The organism is Streptomyces sp. NPDC092369, from assembly GCF_044755245.1.
In the GTDB taxonomy this organism is placed as follows: Bacteria; Actinomycetota; Actinomycetes; order Streptomycetales; family Streptomycetaceae; genus Streptomyces.
Map to the genome: position 1 here is coordinate 1,962,420 of NZ_JBIVQP010000001.1, position 11,712 is coordinate 1,974,131.

Below are 11,712 nucleotides of genomic sequence, written 5' to 3' on the forward strand. Positions count from 1 at the left end.
GTCCTGACCCCTCCCGGCGTCGAAGGAGCATCAGTCGGTCATGACACTCGGGGGTACGCCTCATGCGCACACGACATTCCGTACGGCCGGTCCACGCCCTGACCGGGATCCTGCTCGCCGCGACGCTCGCACTCGCCGGCTGCGGCGGCCCGGACGGCGACGACAGCACCGCCAGTGACGCCGGCGGCGACGCGAAGGGTGCCCCGCACGCGGCCGAGGCTGCTCCGGGCGGCGAGCAGGACACCTCGGGCGACAAGAGCGCGAGCGGCAGCAAGTCGTCGACCGCGCCCAAGCTCTCCGCGAGCCACATCATCCGCACCGCCTCGCTGACCGTGCAGGTCAAGGACGTACCGAAGGCGCTCGACGAGGCCCGCACCACCACCGAGAACGCGGGCGGCTACGTCGGCAACGAGACCACCGACAGGGGCGAGGAGGGCAGCGAGCACACGCGCGTGACGTTGCGGGTGCCGGTCGAGAAATACGACGAGGTCCTCGCCGACCTGCAGGGCGCGGGCAAGCTCCTGGAGCGCACCGCGAAGGCCCAGGACGTCACCGATCAGGTCGTCGACGTCGAGAGCCGCATCAAGACCCAGCGCGTCAGCGTGGCCCGGGTGAGGGAGCTGATGGACCAGGCCACCAGGCTGAGCGATGTGGTCCAGCTGGAGGGCGAGTTGAGCAGCCGGGAGTCGGACCTGGAGGCGCTGCTGGCCCAGCAGGCGTCCCTGAAGGACCGCACGAGCCTGGCCACCATCACGCTCTCGCTGACCCAGACGCCCGTGAAGGCGGTCGCGAAGGACGACGACACCGGGTTCATGGACGCGCTGGCCGGCGGCTGGGACGCGTTCGTGACGATGCTGCGCTGGCTGGCGGTGGCGTTCGGCGCGGTGCTGCCGTTCCTCGCGGTGGCGGGACTGCTCGTGCTGGCCTGGCTGCGGCTGATCCGGCCCCGGCTGCCGCGCCGCCCGGCCACCGCGCCCCTGACGACCGCGCTGGGCCCGCTGCCGGCGGCCCCGCCCGTCCCCGACACCACCGCCCCTCGGAAGGGCGACGAGCAGGACTGAAGTGCCGTCTGCCCGTAGCGTGTTCGCATGGACACGAGCCCTGCGCGCGAACGACTGGTAGTGATCGGCGGCGACGCCGCGGGAATGTCCGCAGCGTCGCAGGCCCGCCGCCTGAAGGGTCCGGACGAGCTGGAGATCGTCGCGTTCGAACGCGGCCACTTCACCTCGTACTCGGCCTGCGGCATCCCGTACTGGGTGGGCGGCGACGTCTCGGCTCCCGAGGAACTGATCGCCCGTACGCCCGAGGAGCACCGCGCGCGGGGCATCGATCTGCGCATGCGCACCGAGGTCACGGAGATCGACGTGGCCGGCGGACGCGTACGCGCGCGTGACGTCGATTCCGGCGCCGAGTCCTGGACGTCGTACGACAAACTCGTGATCGCGACCGGCGCCCGCCCGATCCGTCCTGACATGCCGGGCGCCGACGCGCCGGGTGTGCACGGGGTCCAGACGCTCGACGACGGCCAGGCCCTGCTCGACTCGCTGGCACGCACGCGTGGGCGACGCGCGGTGGTCGTCGGCGCCGGTTACATCGGCGTCGAGATGGCCGAGGCGCTCATCAACCGCGGCTACGAGGTGACGGTCGTCAACCGGGGCAGCGAGCCGATGTCCACGCTCGACCCGGACATGGGCCGCCTGGTGCACGAGGCCATGGAGGGCCTCGGCATCACCATGGTCAACAACACCCAGGTCACCAAGGTCCTGACCGGCGAGGACGGCCGGGTCCGGGCGGTCGCCACCCAGGACGCCGAATATCCGGCGGACGTGGTGGTCCTGGGCATCGGCGTACGCCCGGAGACAACCCTCGCCGCGGCCGCCGGCCTCCCCCTCGGCGCCCACCACGGCCTGCTCACCGACCTCGCGATGCGCGTCCGCGGCCACGAGAACATCTGGGCGGGCGGGGACTGCGTCGAGGTCCTCGACCTGGTCTCCGGCCAGGAACGCCACATCGCCCTCGGCACCCACGCCAACAAACACGGCCAGGTCATCGGCACCAACGTCGGCGGCGGCTACGCCACCTTCCCCGGCGTGGTCGGCACGGCCGTCTCCAAGGTCTGCGACCTGGAGATCGCCCGCACCGGCCTACGCGAGAAGGACGCCCGCCGAGCCGGCCTCCAGTTCGAAACGGTCACCATCGAATCCACCAGCCGAGCCGGCTACTACCCCGACGCGGCATTGATGACAGTGAAAATGCTCGCCGAACGCCGAACAGGCCGCCTCCTGGGCGTCCAGATCGTAGGCAGAGAGGGCGCCGGCAAGCGGGTCGACATCGCGGCCGTAGCCCTCACCGCCTGCATGACGGTGGAACAAATGACGGCTCTGGACCTCGGCTACGCACCCCCGTTCAGCCCAGTCTGGGACCCGGTACTGGTAGCGGCCCGCAAAGCAACAAGGGCCGTACAGCAGCCGACCTAAGGGGCGCGGGGAACTGCGCGACCAGCCCACGGCGATGTCCCTCAGGCAGTCCCGTTGATCCGCTCAATAGCCTGACGCGCCTGATCCACCGGAGGCCTCGGCGGCAACGAGGACACCGACGCAGCCGCCGGCATGGCAACCGGCTGCTCCCCGGAGGGCTTGGCGTGCGTGGCCGCGGGCCGGGTGGACCGCAACCGGTTGCTCACCGCCTCGTCGAGCGTGACCGGCCGCTGCATCTGCGCGGCAAGACGTCCCGCTTCCTGGCCCAGCCGGGCCACGTCCTCCCAGGGGAGCCGGATCACCAGGGAGATCTCCGCCTCGCCGTCCGGCGTGGCCTGCATCGGAGGAGTAACTCGGTCGTTCATCGCCTGTTCCTCACGTCGTCCCCGCGACCCGCCTTCCCCGTGCCGCGGGCAGTTGAGGACACATACGCACGCACGCGCGCCCGTGTTCACCGATTCGCGGGGCCCATCGCGGGCACCTATCCCTTGTGGTCATCCCCGTCCATGACGTGAACCCGGTGCGCCGCACCCCCTGGGTGACGTATGCGCTCATCGCCGCGAACTTCCTTGTCTTCCTGTACACGCCCGGCCTCGCCGGCTCCGTGGCGGGCGACAGCAGCGTCTCGCAGCTGTGTCATCTGCAGGCGTTCCTGGACCACTACGCGGCGGTGCCGCAGGAGTTGATCCACCATCAGATGCCCCGGCTGGTGCCGACGGGCGAGGTGGGTGTGGGCGCGAACGGCGCCGGCTGTCTGGTGGCCCCGCCGGACTACGACAAGTCGCCCGCGCTGTCGGTGTTCACCGCGATGTTCCTGCACGGCGGCTGGCTGCACCTGCTGGGCAACATGCTGTTCCTGCTGATCTTCGGCAACAACGTCGAGGACCGCATGGGCCACATCCGCTTCACGCTCTTCTACGTCGTCTGCGGCTACGCGGCCTCGTACGGCTTCGCGCTCCTCAACGCCGACTCCGGCGACCCGCTGATCGGTGCCTCGGGAGCCATCGCCGGTGTCCTGGGCGCCTATCTGGTGCTGTATCCGAAGGCCAGGGTGTGGGTTCTCGTCCCGTTCCTGGTCTTCCTGCCGCTGCGGCTGCCGGCCTGGATGGTGCTGGGCTTCTGGTTCGTGCTGCAGGCGATCTACTCGTCCGGCGAGGGCGTCTCCACCGCGGGGACGGTGGCGTACGCGGCGCACGTGGTCGGGTTCCTCGTCGGCATGGTGCTGGCCTGGCCGCTCAAGGCCGGCACGCCCCCGCCGCCGGAGCCGCGCGGCCTGCTGTTCGGCAGGCGGGCCCGGCCCCGGCACACGTGGTGAGGGTCAGCGGGCGGTCTGCGTGTGGACGTACTCCACGAGCCGGGTGAGCGCGTCCGGGTCGGTGGAGGGCATGACGCCGTGGCCGAGGTTGAAGACGTGACCTTCGAGACCGGCGGCGGCGTCCAGCACCTCGCGGGCCTTGGTCTCGACTGCCTGCGGTCCGGCGAACAGCACGGTCGGGTCGATGTTGCCCTGCAGCGCCTTGCCGGGGCCGACCCGGCGGGCGGCCTCGTCGAGGGGGACGCGCCAGTCGACGCCGACGACGTCCGCGCCGGCCTCGCCCATCAGCCCGAGGAGTTCACCGGTGCCGACGCCGAAGTGGATGCGCGGGACGCCGTACCCGGCGACCGCGTCGAAGACCTTCGCGGAGGCGGGCAGCACCGAGCGGCGGTAGTCGGCGGGGGCGAGCGCGCCGGCCCAGGAGTCGAAGAGCTGGACGGCGCTGGCGCCCGCCTCGATCTGCACCTTGAGGAAGGCCGCCGTGATGTCGGCGAGCCGGTCGAGGAGGTCGGCCCACAGCTCGGGGTCGCCGTACATCATCGCCTTGGCGTTCTCGTACGTGCGAGAGGGACCGCCCTCGACGAGGTAACTCGCGAGGGTGAAAGGCGCGCCCGCGAAGCCGATGAGCGGGGTCGGGCCCAGTTCGCGGGTCAGCAGGCCGATCGCCTCGGTGACGTAGGAGACGTCCTCGGGCTCGAGCGCGCGCAGTTGTGCCAGGTCGGCGCGGGTGCGGATGGGGTGGGCGACGACCGGTCCGACGCCGGGCTTGATGTCGAGGTCGACGCCGATGGCCTTGAGCGGGACGACGATGTCGCTGAAGTAGATCGCCGCGTCCACGTCGTGCCGGCGCACCGGCTGGAGCGTGATCTCGGTGACCAGGTCGGGGCGCATGCAGGAGTCCAGCATCGCGATGCCCTCGCGGACCTTGCGGTACTCCGGCAGGGAGCGCCCGGCCTGCCGCATGAACCACACGGGCGTGTGCGGCACGGGCTCGCGCCTGCACGCCTTGAGGAAGGCGGAGTCGTACGTGGCTGTCGGCGGCTGCCCCGCGGGGGTCTCGTTGGCGCTCACGGGGCAAGTCTCGCACGGCCGCGCAGGGCGTTTCGCGCGGCCCGGTGGGCCCAAGAGGGGGTGTCTAGTCCCGCACGAGCCCTCCGTTCCCCTTAACCTTCCCGCATGGCTGCGGCTCAAGGACGACTGTCGGACGGCGCTGACGGAATGGACGACACCAAGGAGGGTGACCGGGACGGTAGCGGTGGGGCTCCGCCGGCTTTCCAGGCCGCGGTCCAGGCCCTGCGGAACAGTCGGCTCAGGCCGCAGGTCGAGATCGAGCCGACGCGCGCGCCACAGCGGCTCGCCCCGTTCGCGTACGCGCTGGAGGCCGCGGTCGTCGACGGCGACCAGGACCTGGCCGACGGCCGGCTGGTGCTGCTGCACGACCCGGCCGGGCACGACGCCTGGCACGGTGCCTTCCGGCTGGTGACGCTGGTGCGCGCGGAGCTGGAGCCGGAGATGGCCGCCGATCCGCTGCTGCCGGAGGTGTGCTGGTCCTGGCTGACCGGCGCGCTCCAGGCGCGCGGGCTGTCGTACGGGGAGCCGAGCGGCACCGTCACGCGCGCGAGTTCGCACTACTTCGGTGGCCTGTCCGAGCGGCCGGCCGCCTCGCAGATCGAGATCCGGGCCTCCTGGACGCCCCGTGAGGGCCTCGGCGGGGTTCCGGACACGGCCGCGCACCTGGCCTCCTGGTGCGATCTGCTGGCGCAGGTGGCGGGCCTCCCGCCGGCCGGGCCGGGCGACGCGTCGGTGGTCACGCTGCCGCAGCGCCGGGGGCCGCAGCAGTCCCGCTGATCCGCTGGGTCGCGCCGGGTTCCGACGCAGTTCCGATGGGTTCCACCACGGGTGGCCGATTGACCGTCTCTTTGTCGATACGGCCACTTTCAGTCAGGAGTGAACCCTCGAACGAACCGATTCATTCACCGAATGATCGATCGCACGTCCGAATTGCACTAATTGTTACTCACTAGATCGTGATCATTCTCTAAAGGACTCCCTGCCGGGTGCCGAAGACGTCTGTGACCTTCAAAGCCGTCCCGCACCCCAGGAGGCCTGGTGTCCGTTCTCCTCGAGCAGCCCGCAAGCCTGGTCGCCTACCGCCCGAACAAGCCCACCGCCATGGTGGTCGTGGCCGACCCCCGCGTCCGTTCCACCGTCACCCGCCACCTGTGGGCGCTCGGTGTGCGCGACGTCATCGAGGCCTCGTCCGTCGCGGAGGCTCGTCCCCGCATCGGCAACCCCCGCGACATCTGCGTCGCCGACGTCCACCTGCCCGACGGCTCCGGCCTCACCCTGCTGTCCGAGACCCGTGCCGCGGGCTGGCCCAACGGCCTGGCCCTGTCCGCCGCCGACGACATCGGCGCCGTCCGCAACGCCCTCGCCGGCGGGGTCAAGGGCTACGTCGTCACCGGCACCCGTACCAACGTCGGGCTCCCCACCCGACCCGGAGCCGCCCCCATCGGTTCCGCCGCCGCCCGTATGCACCGCCGCCCCCCGGGTGCCCCGAGCCACCCGGGCGGCTACCGCGAGCTCTCCGGCCGTGAGGTCGAGGTGCTGAGACTGGTCGCGGAAGGCCAGTCGAACAAGGCGATCGGTGTCTCCATGGGCCTGTCCGCACTCACCGTCAAGAGCCACCTCGCCCGGATCGCCCGCAAGCTCGGCACGGGCGACCGTGCCGGAATGGTCGCGGTGGCCCTGCGCACCGGCATCATCCACTGACCCCCGTCCCCTCACATTCACGGACGTGAATCGGAGCTGTCACCGAGCTGACTGGTTTACGACCCCCAGGCGCCTGCCGACGGAACGTTCCGTCGGCAGGCGCTGTCCATACACAGATACCCTTGACATGTGACCGACGCCCAAGAGACCGCAGCAGACGTTTCACTGCGAACCACCGGAGGCGCTCCTCCGGACGACGGCGGATCTTCTGCTGCGGAGGCGCCGATCCCTCTGCTGGAGCCGCGCGACGGTATTCCGGCCGTGATCGCCGACGCGGACGCCCTCGCCCGGACGATCGCCGCCTTCGCCGCGGGCACCGGTCCCGTCGCCGTCGATGCCGAGCGCGCGTCCGGCTACCGCTACGGACAGCGCGCGTATCTGGTCCAACTGCGCCGTGAGGGCGCGGGGACCGCGCTGATCGACCCCGTGGCGTGTCCCGACCTCTCCGGCCTCGGTGCGGCCCTCGACGGTGTCGAGTGGGTGCTGCACGCGGCCACCCAGGACCTGCCGTGCCTGCGCGAAATAGGCATGATCCCGACGCGGCTGTTCGACACCGAGCTGGCCGGTCGGCTCGCCGGATTCCCGCGGGTCGGTCTCGGCGCGATGGTCGAGGGCGTCCTGGGCTTCGTACTCGAGAAGGGGCACTCCGCCGTCGACTGGTCGACCCGGCCGCTGCCCGAGCCGTGGCTGCGGTACGCGGCGCTGGACGTGGAGCTGCTGGTCGACCTGCGGGACGCGCTGGAGAAGGAGCTGGACCGGCAGGGCAAGCTGGAGTGGGCGCGGCAGGAGTTCGACGCGATCGCGGCCGCGCCGCCGGCCGAGCCGCGCAAGGATCCCTGGCGGCGGACGTCCGGGATGCACAAGGTGCGCCGGCGTCGGCAGCTGGCCGTGGTGCGGGAGCTGTGGGAGACGCGGGACCGGGTCGCCCAGCGGCGGGACGTCTCGCCGGGGAAGGTGCTCGGGGACGCGGCCATCGTCGAGGCGGCGTTGGCCATACCGGTGAATGTGCATGCGCTGGCCGCCCTGAACGGGTTCGGGCATCGGATGGGGCGGCGGCAGCTGGAGCAGTGGCAGTCCGCGGTGGATCGTGCGAAGGCTTTGGCGGACGTGGAACTGCCGGCGCCGGGGCAGCCGGTCACCGGGCCTCCGCCGCCGCGGGCTTGGGCGGACAAGGATCCGGCGGCCGCGGCCAGGTTGTCGGCGGCTCGGGCTGCCGTTTCCGCGTTGGCCGAGCAGTTGGGCATGCCTCAGGAGAACCTGATCACGCCGGACACCGTGCGGCGGGTTTGCTGGGAGCCGCCGAAGGTTGTGGACGTGGAGTCCGTGGGTGCGGCGCTGGCGGGGTACGGGGCTCGGCCTTGGCAGGTCGAGCAGGTGGCGCCGGTTTTGGTGGCTGCGCTTTCCGCCTAGGCGCCGGTAGGGATCTGTTGTGGGGCGGCCGCGGGTTTGTTGTGGCTGGTCGCGCCCGCGCGGCGGAGCCGCAAATCGATACAGCCCCGCGCCCCTCACGGCAGCTCCCCTGAACACCTGCTTCCCAGTGAACGTCTAGATTGCGCCAAGATCCTCGGCGTCTCCCCGGTGTGACCTTCGCCGCTCGGGGCGTCAGGGGTGGGCAGCTACGTTACTCATAAGTAGCATGGGGGCTGAGCGCGCGCTCAGTGGAGGCGTGCCGCAGCAGTGCCCACCCGCACCCTGGAGGAGAGCCAATCGTGCCTCGTACCGTCAGGGACGTCGTGTTCGTCGACGGCGTCCGTACCCCGTTCGGCAAGGCGGGCCCGAAGGGCATCTACCACGAGACCCGGGCCGACGACCTCGTGGTGAAGGCGATCCGGGAGCTGCTGCGCCGCAACCCCGGACTCGACCCAAAGAAGATCGACGAGGTCGCCATCGCCGCGACCACGCAGATCGGTGACCAGGGGCTGACCCTGGGGCGGACCGCGGGGATTCTCGCCGGGCTGCCGCAGTCGGTGCCCGGCTACTCGATCGACCGCATGTGTGCCGGTGCGCTGACCTCCGTCACCACGACCGCCGGTTCGATCGCCTTCGGGGCCTACGACGCCGTCATCGCCGGCGGTGTCGAGCACATGGGGCGCCACCCGATGGGCGAGGGCGTGGACCCGAACCCGCGGCTCATCAGCGAGAAGCTGGTCGACGAGTCCGCCCTCTTCATGGGCATGACGGCGGAGAACCTGCACGACCGCTACCCGCACATCACCAAGCTGCGCGCCGACGAGTACGCCGTGCGCTCGCAGGAGAAGGCCGCCAAGGCGTACGCCAACGGCAAGATCCAGCAGGACCTGGTGCCGGTCTCCGTGCGGAACACCAACTCCGAGGTGGGCGAGACCGGTTGGGGTCTCGTCACCGCCGACGAGCCCATGCGTCCCGGGACCACCCTGGAGAACCTCGCCGGGCTCAAGACGCCGTTCCGTGTGCACGGGCGGGTCACCGCCGGCAACGCGGCCGGGCTCAACGACGGTGCCACCGCGTCGATCCTCGCGTCCGAGGACTTCGCCCGCGAGAACAACCTGCCGGTGCGCATGCGCCTGGTCTCCTACGCCTTCGCCGGCGTCGAGCCCGAGGTCATGGGATACGGGCCGATCCCGGCCACCGAGAAGGCCCTCGCCAAGGCCGGTCTCGGCATCGGCGACATCGGCCTCTTCGAGATCAACGAGGCCTTCGCGATCCAGGTCCTGGCCTTCCTCGACCACTACGGCATCGCGGACGACGACGCGCGCGTCAACCAGTACGGCGGCGCCATCGCCTACGGCCACCCGCTGGCCGCCTCCGGCGTGCGGCTGATGACGCAGCTGGCCCGCCAGTTCGAGGAGCAGCCGAACGTCCGCTACGGCCTGACCACCATGTGCGTCGGCTTCGGCATGGGCGCGACCGTCATCTGGGAGAACCCGCACTTCGAGGGGGACAAGTGAGCACCACCACCGAGCTTCTGAAGGGTGCGGCCGAGCTGTTCCCCGACGAGGTAGTGACGTCCGCGCACGTCCGTCACCTCGAACTGCCGTACGGCGCCGGGCGGTTCGCACTCATCACACTGGACAACGGCTTCGACCACACCAAGCCGACCACCTTCGGCCCGGCCTCGCTGGCGAACCTGAACGCCGCGATCGACCAGGTCGAGAAGGAGGCCGCGGCCGGCGACATCGTCGGTGTCGGCATCACCGGCAAGCCCTTCGTCTTCGCCGTCGGCGCGGACCTCAAGGGCGTCGAGCTGCTCAAGAACCACGACGACGCGCTCGCCATCGGCAAGGGCGGCCACGAGGTCTTCAAGCGCATCGCGGCCCTCGCGGTACCGACCTTCACGTACTACAACGGCGCGGCAATGGGCGGCGGCGTCGAGGTCGGTCTGCACTGCGAGTACCGCACGGTGTCCAAGCACATCGCGGCCTTCTCGCTGCCCGAGGTCTTCCTCGGTCTGGTCCCGGGCTGGGGCGGCTGCACACTGCTGCCGAACCTGATCGGTGCAGACAAGGCCGTCTCGGTGATCATCGAGAACAGCCTCAACCAGAACAAGCAGCTCAAGGGCCAGCAGGTCTTCGACCTCGGGATCGCGGACGCGCTCTTCGAGGGCGCGGACTTCCTGGAGCAGTCGCTGGTCTGGACGGCGAACGTCCTCAAGGGCGAGATCAAGGTCGAGCGGCCGGCGATCGACCGTGGTGAGGGCTGGGACCAGGCCGTCGCCAAGGGCCGCTTCGTCGCGGACTCCAAGGTGCACGGGGCGGCTCCGGCCGCCTACCGCGCCCTCGACATCATCGCCGCCGCCAAGAACGGCGACCTGCAGCAGGGCTTCGACGCCGAGGACGTGGCGCTCGCCGACCTGATCATGGGTGGCGAACTGCGCGCCGGCATCTACGCGTTCAACCTGGTGCAGAAGCGCGGCAAGCGTCCGGCGGGTGCGCCGGACAAGTCGCTCGCGCGTCCGGTCACCAAGGTGGGTGTGGTCGGCGCGGGTCTGATGGCCTCGCAGCTCGCCCTGCTCTTCCTGCGCCGTCTTGAGGTGCCGGTCGTGCTGACCGACATCGACCAGGAGCGCGTCGACAAGGGTGTGGGCTACGTCCACGCGGAGATCCAGAAGCTGCTCGGCAAGGGCCGTATCAACCAGGACAAGGCCAACCGCCTCACCGCCCTGGTCACCGGTGTGCTGGACAAGGCCGAGGGCTTCTCCGACGCCGACTTCATCATCGAGGCCGTCTTCGAGGAGATCGGCGTCAAGCAGCAGGTGTTCGCGGAGGTCGAGGCGGTCGCCCCGGCGCACGCGATCCTCGCCACCAACACCTCGTCGCTGTCCGTCTCCGAGATGGCGTCGAAGCTGAAGAACCCCGAGCGGGTCGTCGGCTTCCACTTCTTCAACCCGGTCGCGGTGCTCCCCCTGCTGGAGATCGTGCGCGGCGAGCAGACCGACGACGCGTCGCTGGCCACCGCCTTCGCGGTCGCCAAGAAGCTGAAGAAGACCGCGGTCCTGGTGAAGGACGCCCCGGCGTTCGTCGTCAACCGCATCCTGACCCGCTTCATGGGCGAGATCCAGAACGTCATCGACGAGGGCACGCCGGTCGCGGTCGCGGAGAAGGCCGTCGAGCCGCTGGGTCTGCCGATGTCCCCGCTGGTGCTGCTCGAACTGGTCGGCCCGGCCATCGGCCTGCACGTCTCGGAGACCCTCAACCGGGCCTTCCCAGACCGCTTCACGGTCTCCCCGAACCTCGCGGCCGTCGTCAAGGCGGGCAAGCGCGGCTTCTACGTGTACGACAGCGGGAAGCCGGAGCTGGACCCGGAGGTCGCCGCGCTGCTGAAGCAGGGCGACTCCGTGCTGACCGAGGAGCAGGTGCGCGAGCGCGTCCTGGACGCGGTGGCGCAGGAGATCGGGCTGATGCTCGACGAGGGTGTCGTGGCCGAGGCCCAGGACATCGACCTCTGCCTGATCACGGGCGCCGGCTGGCCCTTCCACCTGGGCGGCATCACGCCGTACCTGGACCGTGAGGGTGTCTCGCAGCGTGTGAACGGCAAGCCGTTCCTCGCTCCGGGTGTGGCGAGCGTGCCGGCGTAACCACGCTCCGGCGCGGGGGCGGGCCGCATGGTGTCGATCCATGCGGCCCGCCCCCTTTTGCCGTGCACCTGTGGATAGGATCTGCACACAGACAG

Annotated in this window: 10 protein-coding genes; 8 read left to right on the forward strand and 2 right to left on the reverse strand. The window is 70.6% G+C overall.

Translation table 11 applies throughout. The annotated features are described in order from the left end of the window. Positions 1 to 62: 62 nt before the first annotated feature. On the forward strand, positions 63 to 1,061 hold the full coding sequence (locus ACIQI8_RS08575) for a DUF4349 domain-containing protein (protein WP_402346228.1): 999 nt from the start codon (positions 63 to 65) through the stop codon (positions 1,059 to 1,061). Between the two features lie 27 nt (positions 1,062 to 1,088). Beyond that, on the forward strand, positions 1,089 to 2,477 hold the full coding sequence (locus ACIQI8_RS08580) for an FAD-dependent oxidoreductase (RefSeq protein ID WP_402346230.1): 1,389 nt from the start codon (positions 1,089 to 1,091) through the stop codon (positions 2,475 to 2,477). A 41-nt stretch (positions 2,478 to 2,518) separates the two neighbouring features. On the opposite strand, the gene ACIQI8_RS08585 is transcribed toward ACIQI8_RS08580, so the two are convergent. Then, a complete protein-coding gene (locus ACIQI8_RS08585) occupies positions 2,519 to 2,842 on the reverse strand; it encodes a hypothetical protein (protein WP_402346232.1) in 324 nt (107 codons plus the stop codon). A 125-nt stretch (positions 2,843 to 2,967) separates the two neighbouring features. Between ACIQI8_RS08585 and ACIQI8_RS08590 the strand changes: the two genes are divergently transcribed. After that, the gene (locus ACIQI8_RS08590) at positions 2,968 to 3,792 is read left to right on the forward strand and encodes a rhomboid family intramembrane serine protease (protein WP_402346234.1); all 825 of its coding nucleotides are present in this window, start codon (positions 2,968 to 2,970) and stop codon (positions 3,790 to 3,792) included. A 3-nt stretch (positions 3,793 to 3,795) separates the two neighbouring features. Here ACIQI8_RS08590 and hemE read toward each other — a convergent pair whose 3' ends face one another. Beyond that, positions 3,796 to 4,863: a uroporphyrinogen decarboxylase gene (hemE, locus tag ACIQI8_RS08595; RefSeq protein ID WP_123997093.1), complete on the reverse strand. Its 1,068-nt coding sequence runs from the start codon at positions 4,861 to 4,863 to the stop codon at positions 3,796 to 3,798. A gap of 105 nt (positions 4,864 to 4,968) precedes the next feature. On the opposite strand from hemE, the gene ACIQI8_RS08600 reads away from it, so the two are divergent. The 5 genes from ACIQI8_RS08600 to ACIQI8_RS08620 all read left to right on the forward strand — a co-directional run bounded on the left by ACIQI8_RS08600 (position 4,969) and on the right by ACIQI8_RS08620 (position 11,617). Beyond that, a complete protein-coding gene (locus ACIQI8_RS08600; protein ID WP_123997094.1) occupies positions 4,969 to 5,640 on the forward strand; it encodes a DUF3000 domain-containing protein in 672 nt (223 codons plus the stop codon). Positions 5,641 to 5,901: 261 nt separating this feature from the next. Then, the gene (locus tag ACIQI8_RS08605; protein WP_019073943.1) at positions 5,902 to 6,564 is read left to right on the forward strand and encodes a response regulator transcription factor; all 663 of its coding nucleotides are present in this window, start codon (positions 5,902 to 5,904) and stop codon (positions 6,562 to 6,564) included. Between the two features lie 129 nt (positions 6,565 to 6,693). Next, on the forward strand, positions 6,694 to 7,974 hold the full coding sequence (locus tag ACIQI8_RS08610) for an HRDC domain-containing protein (protein WP_402346237.1): 1,281 nt from the start codon (positions 6,694 to 6,696) through the stop codon (positions 7,972 to 7,974). Positions 7,975 to 8,273: 299 nt separating this feature from the next. Then, positions 8,274 to 9,491, forward strand: a complete 1,218-nt coding sequence (locus ACIQI8_RS08615; RefSeq protein WP_123997096.1) for an acetyl-CoA C-acyltransferase — start codon at positions 8,274 to 8,276, stop codon at positions 9,489 to 9,491. Continuing rightward, positions 9,488 to 11,617 carry a 3-hydroxyacyl-CoA dehydrogenase NAD-binding domain-containing protein gene (locus ACIQI8_RS08620; RefSeq protein WP_402346239.1) on the forward strand — a complete coding sequence of 710 codons (2,130 nt, stop codon included), beginning with the start codon at positions 9,488 to 9,490 and terminating at the stop codon, positions 11,615 to 11,617. Before ACIQI8_RS08615 ends, ACIQI8_RS08620 begins: the two co-directional genes overlap by 4 nt. Positions 11,618 to 11,712 lie beyond the last annotated feature (95 nt).